We start from the raw sequence: 20,390 nt of genomic DNA on the forward strand, positions 1-20,390 counted from the left end.
GCGTCTGCCTCCGGGGACGGGGCGGTGCGCGGCAGCCACATCAGAATCAGCTACCGAAAAGTTTCGCGGAGAGCCGGATGGCCAACGAAGCGGTAATCGATCCCGCCGACGGCGGGGAACCCGATCACAAGGGCCGTCGCCGGTTCCTGACGGCCACGACCGCGGCCGTCGGCGCGGTGGGGGCGGGCTTCGCGGCCGTCCCGTTCATCAAGTCCTGGAATCCGAGCGCGCGCGCCCAGCTGGCCGGTGCGCCGGTCACGGTGGACATCAGCGCCCTGCAGGAGGGCCAGCGCCTGATCGTGGAGTGGCGCGGCCAGCCGATCTGGATCGTGAAGCGCTCGAAGGCGATCATCGAGGCGCTGCCGACGCTCGACGACCAGCTGCGCGACCCGAAGTCGGAGAACCCCGACCAGCAGCCGGGCTATATCGCCGAGGCGAACCCCGAGCTGCGCTCGCTCAAGCCCGAGATCTCCGTGCTCGTGGGCCTGTGCACGCACCTGGGCTGCTCGCCGGAGATGGTCGCCGAGATCCGGCCCGAGCCGTTCGACCCGAACTGGAAGGGCGGCTACTTCTGCCCCTGCCACAAGTCGAAGTTCGACATGGCCGGCCGCGTCTACCAGGGCGTGCCGGCTCCGACCAACCTGCTGGTGCCGCCGCACCATTTCACCGACGACAGCACCATCGTCGTCGGCGTCGACCCGGGAGCGGCGTGACATGGCCAATGTGATCGAACGCGGCGTCAACGGCGCCTGGGACTGGTTCACCGCGCGTGCGCCGGGCTTCATGCCCTTCTACCGCAAGCACATGTCGGAGTACTACGCTCCGAAGAACTTCAACATCTGGTACATCTTCGGCGTCCTGTCGATCGTGGTGCTGGTCAACCAGATCCTGACCGGCATCTTCCTGACGATGCACTTCAAGCCGAGCGCGGCGGAAGCCTTCGCCTCGGTCGAATACATCATGCGCGACGTGGAGTGGGGCTGGCTGATCCGCTACATGCACAGCACCGGCGCCTCGCTGTTCTTCATCGTCGTCTACATCCACATGTTCCGCGGCCTGATGTACGGCTCGTACCAGAAGCCGCGCGAGCTGGTGTGGATCCTCGGCATGCTGATCTACCTGGTGCTGATGGCCGAGGCGTTCCTGGGCTACGTGCTGCCGTGGGGGCAGATGTCGTTCTGGGGCGCGAAGGTGATCATCTCGCTGTTCGGCGCCATCCCGGTGATCGGCAACGGCCTGACCGAGTGGATCATGGGCGACTACCTGCCCAGCGACGCCACGCTGAACCGCTTCTTCGCCCTGCACGTGATCGCGCTGCCGCTGGTGCTGCTGCTGCTGGTGGTGCTGCACCTGGGCGCGCTGCACGAGGTGGGCTCGAACAACCCCGACGGCGTCGAGATCAAGAAGGGCCCGAAGGGCAACCGCTGGTCGAAGCTCGCCCCGGCCGACGGCATCCCGTTCCACCCGTACTACACGGTCAAGGACAGCTTCTACGTCTGCTTCTTCCTGATCGTCGCGGCCTTCATCATCTTCTTCGCCCCGGCGTTCGGCGGCTGGTTCCTCGAGCACGACAACTTCACCGAGGCCAACCGCCTGGTGACGCCCGAACACATCAAGCCGGTGTGGTACTACACGCCCTACTACGCGATGCTGCGCGTGGTGCCCAACAAGCTCGGCGGCGTGCTGGTGATGTTCGGCGCGATCGCGATCCTGTTCCTGGTGCCGTGGCTCGACCGCGCGCGGGTGCGCTCGTACCGCTACCGCGGGCTGATGTCGAAGCTGCTGCTCGCCGCGTTCGCGGTCAGCTTCATCTGGCTGGGCAAGATCGGCGCCGGCCCGGGCACGGACCCGGTCGAGACCATCGTCGGCCGGTTCCTGACCGCGTTCTATTTCCTGTTCTTCCTGACCATGCCGCTGTGGACGAGTTGGGACAAGACCAAGCCGGTGCCGGATCGGGTGACGATGCATGAATAAGACCTTCCTCGCCCGCGTCGCCACGTTCGCAGGCGGCATGCTGCTGGCGTTCTCCGCATTCGCCGCCGGCGGCGGCGGTGCCCTGCAGCAGGCCGGCACCGACCTCAACGACCGCGCATCGCTGCAGCGCGGCGCGCAGCTGTTCATGAACTACTGCGCCGGCTGCCATTCGCTCAAGTACCTGCGCTATTCGCGCATGGCCGACGACCTGGGCCTGAGCGAGGACGAGGTGATGGCCAACCTCAACCTCACCGGTGCGGCGTTCGGCGAACACATCGTGTCCTCGATGCCGGCGGACAGGGCCACGGCGTGGTTCGGCCAGGTGCCGCCGGACCTGAGCCTGATCACCCGCGTGCGCGGCAGCGACTGGGTGTACACCTACATGAAGTCGTTCTACATCGACGACACCCGTCCACTCGGCTGGAACAACACCCTGTTCCCGAACGCGTCGATGCCCAATCCCTTCTGGAAGCAGCAGGGCCTGCAGCACGCGGTGTTCGGCGAAGCCGATGCCGCGACCGGGGAAACCCCGGTCGAGCGGCTGGAGGTCGCCACCGCGGGGACCCAGAGCCCCGCCGAGTTCGACCAGACCATCCGCGACCTGACCGCGTTCCTCGAGTACGCCGGCGAGCCCGCCGCGCTCAAGCGCCAGGGCATGGGCGTGTGGGTGATCCTGTTCCTGTCGTTCCTGACGCTGCTCGCGTGGCTGATGAAGAACGAGTACTGGAGGGACGTCCACTAGCCGGCGGGCGACCCCGAAGGCGCGCGGACCGGACGGGGCGGGCCGCGCCGCCGGGTCGCCGCGCCCGGGTGCGACACCGGGGTGACCGGCCGCGATGGGCGGCCGGCACCGTGCGACCGGCGGATTCCGGTCGCGGGAGAAGGCCGTTGATGGCTGCGAGTGTACGTATGCGCAATGCAATGACCCTGTTTTCGTCCGTGGACGACGTGCTGTGCCACCGCGTGCGGCTGGTGCTCGCGGCCAAGGGTGTCACCTACGACCTGGTCCCGGTCGACCCGCAGAACCCGCCGCCGGACCTGATCGACCTCAACCCCTACCACTCGGTGCCGACCCTGGTCGAACGCGACCAGGTGCTCTACGCCGCCAGCGTGGTCAGCGAGTACCTGGACGAACGCTATCCGCATCCCCCGCTGATGCCGGTGGACCCGCTGTCGCGCGCGCGCCTGCGGTTGGCGATGCTGCGCATCGAGCACGACTGGGTGCCGCAGGTGCAGGCGATCCAATTCGGCGGCAAGCAGCAGGCCGACGGCGGCCGCAAGCGCCTGAAGGAACTGCTGACGGCCTCGATCCCGCTGTTCAAGGCCAGCAAGTTCTTCCTCAACCCCGAGATGAGCCTGGCCGACTGCGCCATGGCCCCGATCATCTGGCGCCTGCCGGCGCTGGACGTGCCGTTGCCCAAGGACGGCAAGGTGATCGAGGAATACGGCAACCGCATCTTCCGCAACCCGGGCTTCGCCCGCAGCCTGACGCCGCAGGAAAAGAACCTGCGCGAGCTGCCGGACTGATGCGCGCCAACCGGTGGCGCGGCGGCACCTGCGTGCTTGCCAGCGCCCGGCCACCTGCGGCAGGGTAGCCCGCGATGTCCGAGTCCCAGCCCGCCATGACCAGTCATCGCCCGTACCTGCTGCGGGCGCTGTACGAGTGGATTTCCGACAACGGCATGACCCCGCACATCCTCGTCGATGCGGGGCTGCCCGGCGTGCGGGTGCCGACGCACACGGTCAAGGACGGGCGCGTGGTGCTGAACATCGCCGACCGCGCCGTGGCCAAGCTCGAGCTGGACAACGATGCGGTGCGCTTCACCGCCCGGTTCGGCGGCGTGAGCCATCCGGTCGTGGTGCCGGTGTCGGCCGTCCTGGCGATCTACGCCCGCGAGACCGGCCAGGGCATGGCGCTGCCGGAGGAGGTGGGCCCCGGCCAGCCCCCGCCCGACGACGAACCCACGCCGCCCGACGACACGCCCGGCGACGATGGCGCGCCCAAGCGGGGCGCGCACCTGCGGGTCATCAAGTAGCAGCGCGCGAGTCGCGGCACGCCTGCGGCGTCAGTGCAGCGCCACGACCTGCGCCGCGCGCGCGGGCCCGGTGAACTGCACCAGTTCCTCACCGTGCAGCACCAGGCGGCCGACGTGCCGCTGCTCCCCGTCTTCCGAGTATTCGAAGCGGAAGCTCCGCTCCCAGCCCAGCCGGCCGTCGCGCCGTCGCCGGAGCCGCAGGCCCGCGGCGTGCACGCTCTGGTCGAGCCAGATCACACCGGCCGCGCGGCAGGCATCGCGGCCCAGCTGGGTGGCGCGCTCGGCCGCGGCACGGGACGCGTTCCACCAGGCATACCCGGCCGCGCCGGCGAGCATCAAAGCGATCAGGACGGGAAAGTCGGGCATCGGCGGAATGTGGCGGCGTCCGGCGCGGATTGCAATCGGGCCGAGTGTCGCGCGCCGGTCCCGCCGGGCGCCGGGTGGAAGCGCGACACGCCGGCGCCGCGGTCGCCTCGTGCCCTGTGCCCCTAGGCCTTGGCCAGGCGCGCGTCGGCGGCCGGGGCGTACGCGCGCGGCGCGCCCGCCGCCGCCGGGCCGGACGCGTCCACCGCCAGCGGCGGTACCTCGACGCGCGGCAGCAGGCGACGGGTGAAGTAGCGATCGTTGTAGTAGCGGATCTTGCGGCACAGCACCGGATGCGCCAGCCCCTCGTAGAGCAGGATCTGCTTCTCCGGCCCCATCGCCTTGAGTTCCTGCGGCAGCATCAGGGCGCGACGCTCCAGCACCTCATTGTCCGAGACGCTGCGCGCGCCGCCGTGCGAGCGTGTCCGCGCGCGCCGCTTGATCGTGCGGTAGCCCAGCATCTCCGAGTAATCGTTCGCGTCCTGCTGCTCGCGCGGCGCGTAGACGATCTGCAGCGCGTGGTTGGTCAGGATGGTGCGCGACAGTTCCTTGCCGTACACCGCGTCCAGCTGCGCCATCGACTGGATGATCGGCAGCAGGCGCAGGTTGTAGCCGGCCATGTAGGCCACCGCGCGCGAGAGGATGTCGACGCGTCCGATCGAGGTGAACTCGTCCATCAGCAGCAGGCACTGGTGCCGCAACGAGGGGTCGGTCTGCGGCAGCACGCGCGTGTTGACGTTGACCAGCTGGCTGAAGAACAGGTTCACGATCAGCCGGCTCTCGGTCAGCTTGTTGGGCTGGATGCCGACGTAGATGGTCATGCGCCTGCGGCGCAGGTCCTCGAGGCTGAAATCGTCGCCACTGGTCGCCGCGTCCAGCACCGGATTGAGCCAGGGATTGAGCGGCTCGCGGAACGATCCGATGATCGACGCGAAGGTGACGTCGGCCTGCGACAACAGGCCGGCGAACGCGGTCTGGGTGTGCCGGCTCAGCCCCGGGCGCTGCAGCAGCCCGTGCAGGTACGGCTTGAGTTCGCCGCCGTCGCCGGAGGCCACTCGCAGGATCGCGCCCAGCGTGGGCACCGGGAGCAGGTCCGGCGGCGTGCCGTCGCGCAGCTGGTGCTCGCGGGTCTCGAACAGGTACAGCGCGAAGGCGACGAAGGCGTTGCGCGCCTGGCTGGACCAGAACCGGTCCTTGTCGTCGCCGTCGGGATACAGCATCGCGGCGATGCCCTGCAGGTCGGAGATCCGGAACGCGGCGTCGGCCGACACATAGCTCAGCGGGTTCCAGCGTGCGGTGCGCCGGTCCTCGGCGAACGGGTTGAACAGGTGCACCTCGTGGCCGATCGACCGCCGCCAGCCGGAGGTCAGGTCGAAGTTCTCCTGCTTGATGTCGAGCACGACCGCCGATTCGCGGTAGTCGAGCAGGTTCGGGATCACCACGCCCACGCCCTTGCCCGACCGCGTGGGGGCGGCCAGTACCGCGAACTGCTGGCCGGACAGCCGCAGCAGCCTGCCGTTCATGCGTCCGACCACGATGCCGTCATCGCGCCGGCGCAGGAAGCCGGTGCGCGCGAGGTCGACCAGGCCGGCGAAGCGCGCGCGGCCGTGGATGTCGCGATGGCTGCGCAGCTTGAACAGCATCACCAGCACCGCCGCCCATGCCAGCAGCATCAGTCCGCCGCCGAGCGCGCCGGCCGTGAGCAGGCGGGTCGAATAGCGGGCGACGGCCGGGTGGTCCAGGTGCGTGAGATAGCGCAGGTAGGTGCCGAAACCCACGCCGGCGGGGTCCAGGCCCAGGAACATCAGCGCCAGGTAGCCGGAGAGGTAGAGCGCGGCCACGGCCGCGAGCAGGGTGGTCGCCAGGGCGGCCAGGAGTCGGGAATCGGTCACGAGGTCATCCTTGACGACGGGCGGGTACGGGCCGGGACGGGCAGCCGGGCGCGAAGGCGGGGCGGGTCATCGCGTCTGCGGTGCGGCGGCGGCATCGGCCCCGGTGTCGACCAGCACGTAGGCCTCGTTCCCGGCCCAGCGGCGCAGGCCGTCCTCCAGCTTCAGGCAGGGATGGCCGTCGCAGGAGGTGATCGTGACCTGCGCGAGCGCCTGCATCACGTCGCCGCGCACGCGGGCGTCCTGGGCGCGCGCGAGGTTGGCCCAGGCCACGTAGCCGGTCGCGGCGAGCACCGCCAGGGCCGCCAGCAGGACCGCGCCGGTCGCCTTCAGGCCCAGCCACCGCGCGCGCTGCTCGAGCAGCACCTGCTCCCGCTGCACGCGGTCGGCCACGCCCTGCAGTTGCCGTGCGCCATCGGCAAGCGCCTCCAGCGCGGCGGGAATCTCGGCCGCCAGCGATGCGCGCACCTGGGCGCGGGTGGATTCGGCGATCGACAACCGGCCGTCCTCCACGCTGCGTTCGAAGTGGGAGGCCGTCTGCTGCAGGCGGGCGCCAGCGCGCTCGCACTGCTGCCCCAGGTGCGCGGCGAGCAGCGCGGCATTGGCGACGAATTCCTCGATCGTGTCGCGATCCATGTCAGGCCTCCGCCCGTGCGGGGACGCGCGCGCCGCCCGTCCTGCCTGCGGCGGACCATTGCGTACGGTTGTCGCCAGGGCCGCTGGCGGAGCGCCGCGTGCCGCGATGCGGGCGCGGACAAGGCCGGCGATGGTGACTCGCCCGCCGCGTCGGGGCGGGGCCGCAACGCGGGCGGACGAAAGAATGGCGGAGTGCGGGTCGCGGCATGTTCGATCCTTCGAACGGGGGGTAGCGTCCAATGCGTCAGGCCGGCGGTCCGGCCGCGGCGCCCGCGTTCTTGCGCGGCGCCGGCGACGCATGCGGCCGCGGGTGCGGCGTGGGCGTCGGTGGGCCGATCTTGGACCACCGCGCCGCGTGCTGCAAGGCGGGTGGGCGCACGGATCGTCCGGCTGCACGCAGGTCGCCATGCACGCGGCCCGGAGCCAAGGCCGCGCGCCGAAATGCCGCTGCGCAGCCGGTGCGCGCATCGCGGGGGCGCTCGGCCATGCGCGTGCGATCGGCTACCCTCCCGGTCCGTCCAGGTTCCAGGAGCGCGACGCGCATGGCCGATCCGATCCCGCTGCTGATCGATACCGATCCGGGCGTCGACGACGCGCTCGCGTTGCTGATGGCGTTCGACGATCCCGCGCACGCGGTGGTCGGCCTGACGGTCGCCGCCGGCAACGTGGGGCTGGCGCACACCGTGGCCAATGCGCTGAAGCTGTGCGAAGTGGCGGGCCGCGGCGACATTCCGGTGTTCCCCGGCAGTGCCGCGCCCCTGCTGCATCCCGCGCCCGATGCGGCCTACGTGCACGGCCGCGACGGCTTCGGCGATACCGGCTACGAGCCGGCCGCCGCGAGGGCCGCCGGCGAACACGCCGCGCTCGCGATCCTGCGCCTGTCGCACGCGCACGCCGGGCGGCTGCTGCTGGTCGCGCTCGGACCCCTCACCAACGTGGCGCTGGCGCTTGCGCTAGACCCGACGCTGCCGCAGCGGGTGGCGCGGCTGGTGGTGATGGGCGGCGCGGTCACCGCGCACGGCAACATCACCCCGGCCGCGGAGTTCAACATCCATTTCGATCCCGAGGCGGCGCGGATCGTGTTCGAGGCCTTCCCGCACTTCGAACTCGCCGACTGGGAGGCCACGATCGCCCATGGCCTGCCGCACGCGGACGTGGAGTCGTGGCTGGGCGGCAGCGGCGCGCGTGCGCGCTTCTACGAGGCGATCTCGCGCCAGACCCGACGCTGGTCCGCCGATCGGCGCGGCGACCGCTGGTTCGCCGCCGACGCGCTGGCGATGGCTTGGGCGCTGGAGCCGGCCGGCGCGCTGGAGACCGCCGAGCGCGCCATGGAGGTGTGCCTGGAACACGGGCCGGCGCGGGGGGCGACGGTGGTCGACTGGAACCGCCAGTCCGGCCGGCCCGAGCGGGCGCGGATCCTGCTGCGCTACGCCCAGGACCGGTTCGAGGCCCGGGTGCGCGCGGCGCTCGCCGCCGGGTGAGGGGGCGGCTTGCGTCGTCGGGCCCGGGCGGGCTAAAATGCCGCTCTTTCCTCGCGCGAATCCGGTGCCCGCCCATGAAGGCCGACATCCATCCCGACTATCGTGAAGTCGTCTTCCAGGACGTGACCTCCGATTTCAAGTTCCTCACCCGCTCCACGCTGGCCGCTTCCACCAAGGAAACGATCAAGTGGGACGACGGCAAGGACTACCCGCTGGTGAAGATCGAAGTGTCCTCGGCGACGCATCCGTTCTACACCGGCCAGAACAAGATCGTCGACACCAGCGGCCGCATCGACAAGTTCAAGCGCCGCTACGCGAAGTAAGCCGCGTCGCGCACGCGAACGATCTGGCACGGCCGCCTCCGGGCGGCCGTTCTGTTTTCCGCTGTCGGGTGGCCTGCCCCCGGGCGTCGGTGCAGGCGTCGGCCGGCGCATCGGCGCGGCGCCCGCTGCCGTCCGGAGCGCCTGCGCATGGCCGGCGCGCGCCGCGACGGTCAGCGCGGCGGCGGTCCCAGCTTGAGCGACAGGTCGATCGCGCGCACGTGCTTGGTCAGGCCGCCGATCGAGATGCAGTCCACGCCGTCCCCGGCGATGGCGCGCACCCCGGCGAGATCGACGCTGCCGGACACTTCCAGCGGGATCCGGCCGTCGAACGGCGCGCCGTGCGCGATCGACACGGCCGTTCGCCGCGTCGCCGCATCGAAGTCGTCCACCAGGATCCGGTCGCAGCCCGCGGCGAGCGCTTCGCGCAGCTGGTCGAGCGTCTCGACCTCTACGATCAGCGGCAGCCCGGGCTGCGCCGCGCGCGCGGCGCGGATGGCGTCGGCGATCGAGCCGAACGCGCGCACGTGGTTTTCCTTGAGCATCACCGCGTCGAACAGGCCGATGCGGTGATTGTGCCCACCGCCCACGCGCACCGCGTACTTCTGTGCGGCGCGCAGGCCCGGCAGCGTCTTGCGGGTGTCGAGGATGCGGGTGCCGGTGCCGGCGACCGCATCGACATAGGCGGCGGTGGTGGTCGCGGTGCCGCTCAGTGTCTGCAGGAAGTTGAGCGACGCGCGCTCGGCGCTGACCAGGGCGCGCGCGCGCCCCTCGAGCGTCGCCAGCACCGTGCCGGCCGCCACGCGCTCGCCTTCGGCCACGGTCCAGTCGATCCGCACCTGCGGGTCGAGCGCGCGATGGCAGGCATCGAACCAGGGCCGCCCGCAGACCACCGCTGCCTCCTTGCACAGCAGGTAGGCGCGGTCGGGGCCATCAGGCAGCAGGGCGGCGGTGACGTCGCCGCTGCCGAGGTCTTCGGCCAGCGCGCGGGCGACGTCCTCGGCGACTGCTGCCGGATCGGGCGGCGTGATGGACCGGGTCGCGACAGGTGCGGTCATGGCGGAGGCGGGCTGCGGATCGCGCGCCCGGTCGCGCGCCACGCGCGCGCCGGTGCGCCGCGACTCAGGCGCGGGCCGCGTCGCCCCTCGGGAAGTCGGCGACCTGGCCGGTCGGAATGCCTTCCTCGACCAGCAGCACCGGGATGCCGTCGTCGATCCGGTACACCAGCCGCTGGTCGTGCGTCACCAGCGCCTCGCGCAGCGGCGCCGACTGCGGCGTGCCGTCCACGCGGCTCAGCGCGCCGGCGGCGACGGCGGCATTGAGCGCGGCCAGCCCGGACGCGCCCAGCATCGCCAGCGGTTGCCTGGTTTCGGGGCAGACGAGGAGATCGAGCAGCTTGCGGTCCATGGCGGGAAGCGGGGAGGGTGAACCGTTAGAATACGTCTTTAGGCAGGGGAGCAGGCATGTCCGCCAATCCGCAGAGCCCGCTGGTCGGCGTCGTGATGGGATCGCGTTCCGACTGGGACACCATGCAGCACGCAGTGCAGAAGCTCGAGGCACTGGGTGTCGCGCACGAAGTACGGGTCGTGTCCGCGCACCGCACGCCTGACGTCCTGTTCGACTATGCAGCGACCGCGCAGGCGCGCGGGCTGCGCGCGATCATCGCCGGCGCCGGGGGCGCCGCGCACCTGCCCGGCATGCTGGCGGCGAAGACCGCGGTGCCGGTGCTGGGCGTGCCGGTGCAGAGCCGCGCGCTCAACGGCCTGGATTCGCTGCTCTCGATCGTGCAGATGCCGGGCGGCGTGCCGGTGGCGACCTTCGCCATCGGCCAGGCCGGCGCGACCAACGCCGCGCTGTTCGCCGCGGCCATGCTGGCCGAGGGCCATGCCGCGATCGGCCAGGCGCTGGCGGAGTTCCGGCAGCGCCAGACCGACGAGGTGGCCGGCAACGACGATCCCCGCCGATGAGCGCCGCGATGACGACCGTCGGCATCCTCGGTGGCGGGCAGCTGGCGCGCATGCTGGCGCTGGCCGGCGCGCCCATGGGGCTGCGCATGCTGGTGATGGACACCGTGGCCGACGCCTGCGCCGGCCAGTGCGCGCCGCTGCTGGTGGGCGACTACCGCGACGAAGCGGCGCTCGCGGAGTTCGCGTCGAAGGCCGGCGTGGCCACCTTCGATTTCGAGAACGTGCCGGCCGAGAGCGCCGAATGGCTGTCGCGCCGCATTCCCGTGTTTCCCGGGCCGCATGCGCTGGCGGTGGCGCAGGACCGGCTGGCGGAGAAGACGCTGTTCCGCGAACTGGGTATTCCCGTGCCCGACTTCGTCGACGTGTCCACGCGCGCGGCGCTGGACGCGGCGGTCGCGCAGGTCGGCGTGCCCTGCATCCTCAAGACGCGGCGGCTCGGCTACGACGGCAAGGGGCAGTTCCGGATCCGCTCGGCCGCCGACATCGACGCCGCGTGGGCCGCGCTCGGTGCGCAGGCCGGCAGCGTCGGTCTGATCCTCGAGGGCTTCGTCGCCTTCGAGCGCGAACTCAGCGTGGTCGCCGTGCGCGGCCGCGACGGCGAATTCCGCACCTGGCCGCTGACCGAGAACTGGCACGTCGACGGCGTGCTGTCCGCGAGCCTGGCGCCGGCCGCGTGCTCCGACGAACTCCAGGCGCAGGCGAACTTGCACGCACGCGCACTGGCCGAGCGCCTCGACTACGTGGGCGTGTTCGCGCTGGAACTGTTCTGCAGGGACGGCGTGCTGCTGGCCAACGAACTTGCGCCGCGCGTGCACAACTCCGGGCACTGGACCATCGAGGGCGCGGAGACCTCGCAGTTCGAGAACCACCTGCGCGCGGTGCTGGGCTGGCCGCTGGGCGAGACGCGCATGCTCGGGCACGCCTGCATGCTGAACTGGATCGGTGCCATGCCGGACTCGGCGGCGGTGCTGCGCGAGCCGGGCGGGCACTGGCACGACTACGGCAAGCAGCCGCGCGACGGCCGCAAGGTCGGCCATGCCACGCTGCGCGCCGACACCCGCGAGGCGCTGGGGACGGCGCTGGAACGCGTCGGCGCGGCCCTGGGACGCGAGCCGCAGGTCGCGCCCGTGGTCGAACGGCTGCGCGGCTAGAGTCGATGCCGGTGGTCGGCTCGCGCCACTACGGCGCGCGCGCCTGCGGCATGCGCGAGGCGACCACGCTCCAGTTCACCAGCGACCACATGCCGGACAGATAGCGCGCGCGGGCGTCTGCGCGGTCCTGAATCCATGCGTGCGGCCACAGGCAGCAGGCCAGCAGCGGCACGTCGGGGCCGGTGAGCGGCGTCGCGGACTGCGGCGTGGCCAGGATCGCGAGGCGGCCGTCACGACGCAGCACCAGCCAGGCCCAGCCGGGGCCGGCCAACCGCTCGGCGGCGTCTGCGAATCGCTCCTGCAGCCGCCTGGCGTCGCCGAAATCACGCGCGACCGCATCGGCCAGCGGCCCCTTCGGGCCCGGCGTGTCGCCGGGCGGCGGCGGCCGCAGCGCGGCCCAGTGGAACGCTTCGCTCCAGGCCTGCGCTGCGCGTGCGGCCAGTGCGCCGCGCGCCTGCACGACCAGCGTCGCGAGCGCGGGCGCCTCGTCGTCCGCATGCGGGCCCAGCATCGCGTTCAGGGCGTCCAGGCCCGCCTGCTGCGCGCGCCGATGCTGCTCCACCGCCGCCGCGGGCAGGTGGGGCGCGAACGCCGCGGGGTCACAGGGCAGGGGATGCAGCTGGATCGGCATCGCAGGTCCGGATCGTTCGTGGGGCGGAATACAATACGCAATCCCGACGTTTTTCCCGCACGCGCCTGTCCGGCGTGGCGGCACAGGAGATCCACCATGGCCGTGCTCGAACGCATCCAGGCCGAAGTCGACGCCCATCCCGTGGTGCTGTTCATGAAAGGCACGCCGCAGTTCCCGATGTGCGGGTTTTCCAGCCGCACCGTCGAGGTGCTCAAGGCCGCGGGCGCATCCGGCATCCACACCATCAACGTGCTGGAGGATCCCGAGATCCGCGCCAACCTGCCGCGCTTCTCGAACTGGCCGACGTTCCCGCAGCTGTTCATCCACGGCGAACTGATCGGCGGCTGCGACATCACCCTGGAACTGCACGAGAGCGGCGAGCTGGCGCGCATGATCGCGGAAGTGCAGTCGGCGTGAGCGCGCTGGCGTCCGTGCCCGACACCCGTCCGCTGGCGGGGCGGGTCGTCCTGGTGGTCGGGGCCCACGGCGGCCTTGGGCGCGCGCTGGCGCTGGCTTGCGCGCGGGCCGGCGCGACCCAGGTGCTGCTCGGGCGCAGCGCGCGCAAGCTCGAGCGCGTCGCCGACGCGGTCGAGCAGGCCGGCGGTGAGGCGCTGCTGTATCCGCTCGATCTCGAGGGCGCGTCGCCTGACGATTACGCCGAGCTCGCCGCCCGCATCGGCGAGCGCTTCGGCCGCCTCGACGGCCTGGTGCACTGCGCCGCCGATTTCCCCGGCCTGACTCCGCTCGAACACGCCGATCCGGCCGGATTCGCGCGCACCGTGCATGTCGGGCTGACCGCGCGCTGGTGGCTCAGCCAGGCCTGCCTGCCGCTGTTGCGTGCCTCCGATGCGGGCCGACTGGTGTTCCTGGCCGACCCTGCGCCAGCCGCGGCGCCGGCCTACTGGGGCGGCTATGGCATCGTGCAGCCGGCGATCGAGGCGCTCGCGGCGACGCTGCAGGCCGAAACGGCCACCTCCCCGCTGCGCGTGCACGTGCTGCGGCCCGGGCCGCTGCGTACGCCGCTGCGGGCGCGCGCCTATGCCGCGGACGGCGATCGCCTGGCACGCGATCCGGCCGCCGCCGCGGACGACTGCATCGCGCTGCTGGCGCCCGGCCCGGATCCGGCGGCCGCGCCGTGACCATCCTTTCCGCCGCCCTGCTGCTGTTCCTGATCCTCGACCCGCTGGGCAACATCCCGGTGTTCCTGAGCATGCTGCGGCGGCTCGAGCCCGCGCGGCAGCGCATCGTGCTCGCGCGCGAGCTGCTGATCGCGCTGGCGGTGCTGATGCTGTTCCTGTGGGCCGGCAAGTACGCGCTGGAAGTGATGCACCTGCGCCAGGAGTCGGTGTCGATCGCCGGCGGCATCGTGCTGTTCCTGATCGGGATCCGGATGATCTTCCCGCCGCCGGAAGGGCTGATGGGCGAGATTCCCGGGGGTGAGCCCTTCATCGTGCCGATGGCGATCCCGCTGGTGGCCGGGCCGTCGGGCATGGCCGCGGTGATGCTGATGGGCAGCCGCGAACCCGACCGCCTGCCGGACTGGAGCCTGGCCCTGTTCCTGGCCTGGGCGGCGACCGCGGCGATCCTGTTCTCCGCCACCTGGCTGTACCGCCTGCTCGGCGCCCGCGCGCTGACCGCGATCGAGCGCCTGATGGGCATGCTGCTGGTCGCGATCTCGGTCCAGATGCTGCTCGACGGGCTGGCCAGCTACTTCGGGCGCGGGACTGCCTGAATCCTGTTGCGCTGCAGCAACAACGACTTGGCGGCACTATCTCGATCCGCCATCAAATCCAGCCACGTCAAGCACTTCCGTGAATTTGACGGCTGTCTTTTTGCTGTCATCTGCAACCGTTAACGTGTTAACCTTAAGTTAACCGTTGTGCCCCCGTGCCCGCCACTCGCGCCGGACGGGGACCGCCCCGGATGGCGCGGTGCACCGGTTCCGCCACACACGACCACTGCCTCGAGGCCACCCACCATGACCCACCGCAACCGCGTCCGACTGTCCAAACTGTCGATCGGTCTGATCGCCGCGCTCGCCGCGGCACCCGTCTTCGCCCAGAGCACGTCCGCCGGCGTGGGCGGCCTCGTCACCGACAGCAGCGGGCAGCCGGTTCCCGGCGCCGAAGTCGTCATCACCCACGTCGAGTCGGGCACGGTCAGCCGCGCCACCACCGACGCCAGCGGTCGTTACAACGCCCGCGGCCTGCGCGTGGGCGGCCCGTACGAGATCACGGTGACCAAGCCGGGTGAGGGAACGCGCACCGAGGACAACGTCTTCCTCAACCTCAACCAGGTCAACACGGTGAACGCGGCGCTGGCGGGCGATGTGACGACCCTCGGCACGGTAACCGCGGTCGGCGTCGCCGGTTCGGAGATCTTCAGCTCCAACAAGATGGGCACCGGCAGCAACGTCGCCCGTTCCTCGATCGAGGCCCTTCCGTCCGCGGGACGCGACATCCAGGATTACATCCGCCTCGACCCGCGCATTTCCCAGACGAGCAAGGGCCGCGGCGAGATCTCGGCGGGAGGCCAGAACTCGCGCTTCAACGCGATCCGTGTCGACGGCGTGGCGTCGTCGGACACGTTCGGCCTCGAGTCCAACAACTCGCCCACCATGCGCCAGCCGGTCTCGATCGACGCGATCGAGGAAATCAACATCGCGCTGGCCGATTACGACACCACGATCGCCGCCGCCACCGGCGCGGTCATCAATGCGGTCACCCGCTCGGGCACGAACAACTTCTCCGGCAGCGCCTACTACACCATGCGCGACCAGGACTGGGTGCGCGACGACGACGGCGAGGCCTATGGCTCGCGGCCGGGCCCGTTCACCGGTTTCATCGACGAGGAGACCTACGGCGCCACCTTCGGCGGCCCGCTGATCAAGGATCGGCTGTTCTTCTTCGCCAACTACGAGAAGTTCACCCGGACCGCGCCGGGCGCGACGGTGAGTTCGGCGGCTTCGGCGATCGACACCACGGACATGAACGACGTGATCCGGATCGCCCGCGACGTGTGGGGCTTCGATGCCGGCACGTTCGAAGCGCCGGACAACCTCAAGTCCGACCTCGAGGAGTACGCGGTCAAGCTCGACTGGAACATCAACGACAACCACCGCGCATCGCTGCGCTACAGCAACGTCGAGCAGTCGGACGTGTTCCTCTACGGCTTCAGCAGCACGGCGCGTTCGCTCAGCACGAACTGGAGCGTGACCGACAAGACCATCGAGACCGTGACCGCGCAGCTGTTCAGCGACTGGACCGACAACCTCTCGACCGAGTTCAAGGTGTCGCAGCGCGACTATTCCGCGGTCCGCAATCCGTTCTCCAGGCTGCCGTCGATCGGGATCGGCTTCGGCCCGCCCAATCCGGCCACCGGCGCCCCCAGCAGTCCCTTCCTGAACTTCGGAACCGACAGCTTCAGCCACTACAACACGCTCGAGACCGAGACGCTCAACGTGTTCGGCGCGGCGACCTGGTATGCGGGTGACCACGAGATCAAGTTCGGCTTCGACTACGAGGACAACGAGATCTACAACCTCTTCGGGCAGTCGCAGTTCGGCAGCTACAACTTCGTCTGCGTGCTCGCCAGCGAGTGCGACAACTCGTTCGAGGCCGGGCGCTACTGGTCCTACAACCGCTTCGCTCCCCAGCCCGGCGCGCCTCTCGACAGCATCGCGGCCGCGTACGCGCAGGACAACCTCGGGCTGTTCGTGCAGGATCGCTGGGCGGTCAACTACAACCTGACCCTGATGGCGGGCCTGCGCGTCGACCGGATCGGCCTCGACAGCGCGCCGCCGAGCAACGCGCTGGTCCAGCGCGTCTACGGCTACGACAACGCCTACACGCCCGACGGCGAGAAGCTGTGGCAGCCGCGGTTCGGATTCAACTACACCTTCGACACCGATCGCCCGACCCAGCTGCGTGGCGGCCTCGGCCTGTTCCAGGGCGCTGCCGCCAACGTGTGGATCGGCAACTCGTTCGCGAATGCCGGCATCAACCTGGTCGAATACGCCGTCAACTTCAACCAGGCCGACGACCGCGCGGCGATGGACGAACTGCTGGCGCTGTATCCGTTCTCGCCTGACCCGGACGACCAGCCGGTCCGCGATCGCGGCTACAACCAGACCGTCAACCTGATGGAACCCGGCTTCAAGCAACCCTCGGTCTGGAAGGCCAACCTCGCGTTCGACCACGAGCTGCCGTGGTACGGCCTGGTCGCGTCCGCCGAACTGTTGGTCACGCGCGTCAACGACGCCCTCCACTACGAGCGCCTCGACCTCGGTGCGCCCACCGGCTTCAGCGCGCAGGACGGCCGCGAACTGTACTGGAGCAACCTGGCGACGGGTTCCGGCATCCGCGCCAACCAGAATGCGGAGATCAACGCCCTGCGTGCGGCCGGGCAGATGCCCGCAGGCTACGAGAGCGTGCTCGGGTGGGGCGGCGATGGCGTGATCCTGCTGCGCAACACCGACAAGGGCGGCTCGGAGCAGTTCACCGTGAGCCTCACCAAGCCGCTCGTGGACAACTGGTCGTGGATGTTCGGCTACACCTACACGAACTCCACCGAGGTCAGCCCGCTCACCAGCTCGCGAGCGATCTCGAACTGGAACGGCCGCATGATCCGCGATCCCAACGAGGAGATCGACGCCCGCTCCAACTACGAGATCCGCGACCGCTTCTCCGGTGCGCTCACCTGGCAGCGCGCGTTCTTCGGCGACTACAAGACCACCGCGTCGGTCTTCTACGAGGGGCGCAGCGGCAAGCCCTACAGCTGGGGCTTCTCGAACGACGCCAATGGCGACGGCTACGTCAACGACCTGTTCTACGTGCCGGAGGCTCCGGGCGACGTGATCTTCACCGGCGGCGCCGAGATGGAACAGGCGTTCTTCGACTGGCTCGAGGAGAATCCCGGCCTGCAGCGCTACGCCGGTGGCGTCGCGTCGCGCAACAGCGCGACCTCCAAGTGGGTCAACACCTTCGATGTCCGCTTCAGCCAGGAGCTGCCCGGCTTCTTCAGCGGCCACAAGTCGGAGATCTGGCTCGACGTGATCAACATCGGCAACCTCATCAACAAGGACTGGGGGCAGGTGTACGAGGTCGGCTTCCCGCTGCGGCGCAACGTGGCGCAGTTCCGCGGCATCGATGCGGAGACCGGCCGCTACATCTACAACTTCGTCAACGCGCCGGGCACGTCGGCGAACACGGTCGGCGGCGTGGACCTGTACGACAACCAGGACCAGACCAAGGGCGTGTCGCGCTGGCAGGTCCAGGTGGGGTTCCGCTACAAGTTCTGACCGCGGCTCCCGCAAGGGCAGTCAGGAACGGCCGGGGCGACCCGGCCGTTTCCGTTCGGGCGGCCGGCTGCGCTACAGTCGCCACCTGATCAGGAGGACGAATGTCACAGCAGGCAAGCGAGACGGCGGCGACGGCGCTGCCGGTGGTGAGTACCCGGATCTATCCGCGCGGCGCGCTGGACATCCTGTCGCGCGACGAGGTGGCGCGGCTCAAGGATGCGTCCGCCGGCGGCATGCACGACCTGCTGCGGCGCTGCGCGCTGGCGGTGCTGACCAGCGGCAGCGCGTCGGACGACCCGCGCGCGGCGCAGGAGCTGTATCCCTCGTTCGACATCCAGGTACTGCAGCAGGACCGCGGTGTCCGCATCGAACTGATCAACGCGCCGGCGATGGCGTTCGTCGACGGCGCGATCATCCGCGGCGTGGCCGAGCTGCTGTTCGCGGTGGTGCGCGACCTCGCGTACACGGCGATCGAACTCGGGCCCCAGTACGCCGAGGACCTCGAGTCCTCCGCCGGACTCACCGACGCGGTGTTCGGCCTGCTGCGCAACGCGCGCATCCTGCACCCGATCGAACCGAACCTGGTGGTGTGCTGGGGCGGCCATTCGATCGGGCGCGAGGAATACCAGTACACCAAGGACGTGGGCTACGAACTCGGCCTGCGCGGGCACGACATCTGCACCGGCTGCGGCCCGGGCGCGATGAAGGGGCCGATGAAGGGCGCCACCATTGCCCACGCCAAGCAGCGCAAGCGTCGCACGCGCTACATCGGCATTACCGAACCGGGCATCATCGCGGCCGAGTCGCCGAACCCGATCGTCAACCACCTGGTGATCATGCCGGACATCGAGAAGCGCCTGGAGGCGTTCGTCCGACTCGGCCACGGCATCATCGTGTTCCCGGGCGGCGTGGGCACGGCGGAGGAGATCCTGTATCTGCTCGGCATCCTGCTGCGCGAGGAAAACGCCCAGCTGCCGTTCCCCTTCATCCTGACCGGCCCCACGGCAGCGGCGCCTTATTTCGAACGGATCGACCAGTTCATCCGCCTGACCCTCGGCGAGGCCGCGGCGGCGCGCTACGAGATCATCGTCGCCGACCCGGAGAAGGTGGCCAAGCGCATGACCGCGGGCATCCGCAAGGTGCGCGAGCACCGCATCGCGCAGAAGGATTCGTTCTATTTCAACTGGGGCGTGGACATCCCGCTGCCCTACCAGCAGCCGTTCGTGCCCACCCACGAGGCCATGGCCGCGCTCGACCTGCGCCACGGGCGCCGGCCGCAGGACCTCGCCGCCGACCTGCGCCGCGCGTTCTCCGGCATCGTCGCCGGCAACGTGAAGGAAGACGGCATGCGCCGCGTCGAGGAATTCGGCCCGTTCCAGATCCGCGGCGACCAGGACATCATGCAGGCCCTGGACGCCCTGCTGCGCGCCTTCGTGGAGCAGCGCCGGATGAAGATCTCGGGCGAATACCGGCCCTGTTACCGGGTCATCGCCTGAGGCACCGGCTGCCGTCAGCGCAGCGGCAGGGTGAGCGTGGCGACGTGTTCACCGTCGGCGACCGAAGTCGCCACGCCCCCTTCGCCATGCGTGAACAGCTGGAGGCGCGATCGCACCGCATTGAGCCCGATGCCGTGGCCCGCCGACGCCGCGGCCCCGGCGACGACCGGGTTGCGGACTTCGATCACCACCGTGTCCGGTGACCTGCGCAGCAGAATCGAGACAGTGCCTCCCGCGCGTGCGGGCTCGATCCCGTGCTTGATCGCGTTCTCCACCAGCGGCTGGATCGACAGCGGCGGGATGTCGATCTCGTCCAGGCGGGGATCGTCGTCCGGCACGTTCCAGAGCACCTGCAACCGGTCGCCGAAACGCAGGCGCTCGATCTCGAGGTAGCGTCGCGTCAGGGACAGTTCCTCGGCCAGCGACACCCGCTCACGCCCCAAAATGGCCGCACGGAACAGGTCGGACAGGTCCAGCAGAAGCCGCTCGGTCGCTTCGGGGCGCGCATGTACCAACGCGATTCCCGTATTGAGCGCGTTGAACAGGAAATGCGGGCGGATGCGCGCCTGCAGCGCATCCACCTCCGCCTGCTTGGCGCGGACCGCGAGCTGGCGGGCGCGCCACTGCGCCTGGAAGGCCGCGAACGCCAGCACGCCCACGGTCAGCGCCATCAGCGTCGCCTGCAGCGTGAACACGCCCCAGCCTCCGGTCGGAACCAACCCCAGCTGCGGCAGGAACAGGCGCGCCAGCCCGGCGACCAGCCAGGTACTGAGCAGCAACGCCGCCAGGCCGCTCTGCGCGATGACCGGCGGCGAAGCGCGATCGAGCCAGCGCTTGCCCAGGTAGAGCAGGCACAGCGAGATGATGAAGACCCACTGGATGGCGAACGAGGCCATCCCGAAATAGGGCAGGCGGGCTGCCTGGATGCCTGGCGCCAGGGCGAGCACGGCCGCCAGCGCCTCCCCGGCCAGCACGATCCACAGCAGGGTCCGGGGCTGCCACAGCAGGTCGAGCGGGCGCGGATCGCCGGGGCGGGTGGACATGCGGCGCGGGCCTCGGGGCGTGATGGCGTTCCGGTTTCGGAACGGGATCGACCCGGAGTGTAGCCATCCGGGGCTCCACTTGCGCCGTTCGTCCCCCAGTGCTT

General features: G+C 70.3%; 20 protein-coding genes and 1 pseudogene. 14 read left to right on the plus strand and 7 right to left on the minus strand.

The window, feature by feature from the left end; translation table 11 throughout:
* Positions 1 to 77 precede the first annotated feature (77 nt).
* The 5 genes from petA to QFW80_RS15440 all read left to right on the plus strand — a co-directional run bounded on the left by petA (position 78) and on the right by QFW80_RS15440 (position 4,010).
* Entirely contained in the window at positions 78 to 713 is a 636-nt protein-coding gene (gene petA / locus QFW80_RS15420) for a ubiquinol-cytochrome c reductase iron-sulfur subunit (RefSeq protein ID WP_280602859.1), read from the plus strand.
* 1 nt (position 714) lies between these two features.
* A complete protein-coding gene (locus QFW80_RS15425) occupies positions 715 to 1,974 on the plus strand; it encodes a cytochrome b (RefSeq protein WP_280602860.1) in 1,260 nt (419 codons plus the stop codon).
* Positions 1,967 to 2,716, plus strand: a complete 750-nt coding sequence (locus QFW80_RS15430) for a cytochrome c1 (protein WP_280602861.1) — start codon at positions 1,967 to 1,969, stop codon at positions 2,714 to 2,716. The genes QFW80_RS15425 and QFW80_RS15430 overlap by 8 nt, the downstream gene beginning before the upstream one ends.
* Positions 2,717 to 2,865: 149 nt before the next feature.
* Positions 2,866 to 3,501: a glutathione S-transferase N-terminal domain-containing protein gene (locus QFW80_RS15435; protein WP_280602862.1), complete on the plus strand. Its 636-nt coding sequence runs from the start codon at positions 2,866 to 2,868 to the stop codon at positions 3,499 to 3,501.
* Between the two features lie 74 nt (positions 3,502 to 3,575).
* Complete coding sequence (locus tag QFW80_RS15440; protein WP_280602863.1) at positions 3,576 to 4,010, plus strand: ClpXP protease specificity-enhancing factor; 435 nt, start codon at positions 3,576 to 3,578, stop codon at positions 4,008 to 4,010.
* Between the two features lie 30 nt (positions 4,011 to 4,040).
* Here QFW80_RS15440 and QFW80_RS15445 read toward each other — a convergent pair whose 3' ends face one another.
* The 3 genes and pseudogenes from QFW80_RS15445 to QFW80_RS15455 all read right to left on the minus strand — a co-directional run bounded on the left by QFW80_RS15445 (position 4,041) and on the right by QFW80_RS15455 (position 6,898).
* Positions 4,041 to 4,376, minus strand: coding sequence for a DUF3301 domain-containing protein (locus QFW80_RS15445; RefSeq protein ID WP_280602864.1), 336 nt, complete (start codon positions 4,374 to 4,376; stop codon positions 4,041 to 4,043).
* Between the two features lie 200 nt (positions 4,377 to 4,576).
* Positions 4,577 to 6,265: pseudogene (locus tag QFW80_RS15450) on the minus strand (type IV secretory system conjugative DNA transfer family protein); the annotation flags it as partial.
* Between the two features lie 66 nt (positions 6,266 to 6,331).
* The gene (locus tag QFW80_RS15455; RefSeq protein ID WP_280602866.1) at positions 6,332 to 6,898 is read right to left on the minus strand and encodes a hypothetical protein; all 567 of its coding nucleotides are present in this window, start codon (positions 6,896 to 6,898) and stop codon (positions 6,332 to 6,334) included.
* Between the two features lie 542 nt (positions 6,899 to 7,440).
* On the opposite strand from QFW80_RS15455, the gene QFW80_RS15460 reads away from it, so the two are divergent.
* Both QFW80_RS15460 and QFW80_RS15465 read left to right on the plus strand, forming a co-directional pair.
* A complete protein-coding gene (locus QFW80_RS15460) occupies positions 7,441 to 8,379 on the plus strand; it encodes a nucleoside hydrolase (protein ID WP_280602867.1) in 939 nt (312 codons plus the stop codon).
* 74 nt (positions 8,380 to 8,453) lie between these two features.
* Positions 8,454 to 8,702 (plus strand): type B 50S ribosomal protein L31, encoded by a 249-nt coding sequence (locus QFW80_RS15465; protein ID WP_280602868.1) that lies wholly within the window; start codon positions 8,454 to 8,456, stop codon positions 8,700 to 8,702.
* 170 nt (positions 8,703 to 8,872) lie between these two features.
* Here QFW80_RS15465 and nadC read toward each other — a convergent pair whose 3' ends face one another.
* On the minus strand, positions 8,873 to 9,757 hold the full coding sequence (gene nadC, locus QFW80_RS15470; protein ID WP_280602869.1) for a carboxylating nicotinate-nucleotide diphosphorylase: 885 nt from the start codon (positions 9,755 to 9,757) through the stop codon (positions 8,873 to 8,875).
* 64 nt (positions 9,758 to 9,821) lie between these two features.
* A complete protein-coding gene (locus QFW80_RS15475; protein WP_280602870.1) occupies positions 9,822 to 10,106 on the minus strand; it encodes a Trm112 family protein in 285 nt (94 codons plus the stop codon).
* Between the two features lie 56 nt (positions 10,107 to 10,162).
* On the opposite strand from QFW80_RS15475, the gene purE reads away from it, so the two are divergent.
* Entirely contained in the window at positions 10,163 to 10,666 is a 504-nt protein-coding gene (gene purE / locus QFW80_RS15480) for a 5-(carboxyamino)imidazole ribonucleotide mutase (protein ID WP_280602871.1), read from the plus strand.
* Between the two features lie 8 nt (positions 10,667 to 10,674).
* Complete coding sequence (locus tag QFW80_RS15485; RefSeq protein WP_280602872.1) at positions 10,675 to 11,817, plus strand: 5-(carboxyamino)imidazole ribonucleotide synthase; 1,143 nt, start codon at positions 10,675 to 10,677, stop codon at positions 11,815 to 11,817.
* Positions 11,818 to 11,845: 28 nt separating this feature from the next.
* Here the strand turns inward: QFW80_RS15485 and QFW80_RS15490 are convergent, their stop codons facing one another.
* Positions 11,846 to 12,448, minus strand: a complete 603-nt coding sequence (locus QFW80_RS15490) for a Fe-Mn family superoxide dismutase (RefSeq protein ID WP_280602873.1) — start codon at positions 12,446 to 12,448, stop codon at positions 11,846 to 11,848.
* Positions 12,449 to 12,544: 96 nt separating this feature from the next.
* On the opposite strand from QFW80_RS15490, the gene grxD reads away from it, so the two are divergent.
* From grxD to ppnN, 5 genes are all read left to right on the plus strand, one after another.
* Positions 12,545 to 12,865, plus strand: coding sequence for a Grx4 family monothiol glutaredoxin (grxD, locus tag QFW80_RS15495; protein WP_280602874.1), 321 nt, complete (start codon positions 12,545 to 12,547; stop codon positions 12,863 to 12,865).
* Positions 12,862 to 13,587: an SDR family NAD(P)-dependent oxidoreductase gene (locus QFW80_RS15500; protein WP_280602875.1), complete on the plus strand. Its 726-nt coding sequence runs from the start codon at positions 12,862 to 12,864 to the stop codon at positions 13,585 to 13,587. The genes grxD and QFW80_RS15500 overlap by 4 nt, the downstream gene beginning before the upstream one ends.
* A complete protein-coding gene (locus QFW80_RS15505) occupies positions 13,584 to 14,180 on the plus strand; it encodes a YhgN family NAAT transporter (RefSeq protein WP_280602876.1) in 597 nt (198 codons plus the stop codon). The genes QFW80_RS15500 and QFW80_RS15505 overlap by 4 nt, the downstream gene beginning before the upstream one ends.
* Before the next feature lie 246 nt (positions 14,181 to 14,426).
* Positions 14,427 to 17,747: a TonB-dependent receptor gene (locus QFW80_RS15510; protein ID WP_280602877.1), complete on the plus strand. Its 3,321-nt coding sequence runs from the start codon at positions 14,427 to 14,429 to the stop codon at positions 17,745 to 17,747.
* 101 nt (positions 17,748 to 17,848) lie between these two features.
* Positions 17,849 to 19,243: a nucleotide 5'-monophosphate nucleosidase PpnN gene (ppnN, locus tag QFW80_RS15515; RefSeq protein WP_280602878.1), complete on the plus strand. Its 1,395-nt coding sequence runs from the start codon at positions 17,849 to 17,851 to the stop codon at positions 19,241 to 19,243.
* Positions 19,244 to 19,257: 14 nt separating this feature from the next.
* Here the strand turns inward: ppnN and QFW80_RS15520 are convergent, their stop codons facing one another.
* Positions 19,258 to 20,286 carry a sensor histidine kinase gene (locus QFW80_RS15520; RefSeq protein WP_280602879.1) on the minus strand — a complete coding sequence of 343 codons (1,029 nt, stop codon included), beginning with the start codon at positions 20,284 to 20,286 and terminating at the stop codon, positions 19,258 to 19,260.
* Positions 20,287 to 20,390: the final 104 nt, after the last annotated feature.

The organism is Luteimonas rhizosphaericola (genome assembly GCF_029888045.1).
GTDB classification, from domain to species: Bacteria; Pseudomonadota; Gammaproteobacteria; order Xanthomonadales; family Xanthomonadaceae; genus Luteimonas; species Luteimonas rhizosphaericola.

Bases quoted from the DNA above. Each gene is read 5' to 3' on its own strand.
- petA (WP_280602859.1), top strand. From the start codon at position 78: ATGGCCAACGAAGCGGTAATCGATCCCGCCGACGGCGGGGAACCCGAT.
- QFW80_RS15425 (WP_280602860.1), top strand. From the start codon at position 715: ATGGCCAATGTGATCGAACGCGGCGTCAACGGCGCCTGGGACTGGTTC.
- QFW80_RS15430 (WP_280602861.1), top strand. From the start codon at position 1,967: ATGAATAAGACCTTCCTCGCCCGCGTCGCCACGTTCGCAGGCGGCATG.
- QFW80_RS15435 (WP_280602862.1), top strand. From the start codon at position 2,866: ATGGCTGCGAGTGTACGTATGCGCAATGCAATGACCCTGTTTTCGTCC.
- QFW80_RS15440 (WP_280602863.1), top strand. From the start codon at position 3,576: ATGTCCGAGTCCCAGCCCGCCATGACCAGTCATCGCCCGTACCTGCTG.
- QFW80_RS15445 (WP_280602864.1), bottom strand. From the start codon at position 4,376: ATGCCCGACTTTCCCGTCCTGATCGCTTTGATGCTCGCCGGCGCGGCC.
- QFW80_RS15455 (WP_280602866.1), bottom strand. From the start codon at position 6,898: ATGGATCGCGACACGATCGAGGAATTCGTCGCCAATGCCGCGCTGCTC.
- QFW80_RS15460 (WP_280602867.1), top strand. From the start codon at position 7,441: ATGGCCGATCCGATCCCGCTGCTGATCGATACCGATCCGGGCGTCGAC.
- QFW80_RS15465 (WP_280602868.1), top strand. From the start codon at position 8,454: ATGAAGGCCGACATCCATCCCGACTATCGTGAAGTCGTCTTCCAGGAC.
- nadC (WP_280602869.1), bottom strand. From the start codon at position 9,757: ATGACCGCACCTGTCGCGACCCGGTCCATCACGCCGCCCGATCCGGCA.
- QFW80_RS15475 (WP_280602870.1), bottom strand. From the start codon at position 10,106: ATGGACCGCAAGCTGCTCGATCTCCTCGTCTGCCCCGAAACCAGGCAA.
- purE (WP_280602871.1), top strand. From the start codon at position 10,163: ATGTCCGCCAATCCGCAGAGCCCGCTGGTCGGCGTCGTGATGGGATCG.
- QFW80_RS15485 (WP_280602872.1), top strand. From the start codon at position 10,675: ATGACGACCGTCGGCATCCTCGGTGGCGGGCAGCTGGCGCGCATGCTG.
- QFW80_RS15490 (WP_280602873.1), bottom strand. From the start codon at position 12,448: ATGCCGATCCAGCTGCATCCCCTGCCCTGTGACCCCGCGGCGTTCGCG.
- grxD (WP_280602874.1), top strand. From the start codon at position 12,545: ATGGCCGTGCTCGAACGCATCCAGGCCGAAGTCGACGCCCATCCCGTG.
- QFW80_RS15510 (WP_280602877.1), top strand. From the start codon at position 14,427: ATGACCCACCGCAACCGCGTCCGACTGTCCAAACTGTCGATCGGTCTG.
- ppnN (WP_280602878.1), top strand. From the start codon at position 17,849: ATGTCACAGCAGGCAAGCGAGACGGCGGCGACGGCGCTGCCGGTGGTG.
- QFW80_RS15520 (WP_280602879.1), bottom strand. From the start codon at position 20,286: ATGTCCACCCGCCCCGGCGATCCGCGCCCGCTCGACCTGCTGTGGCAG.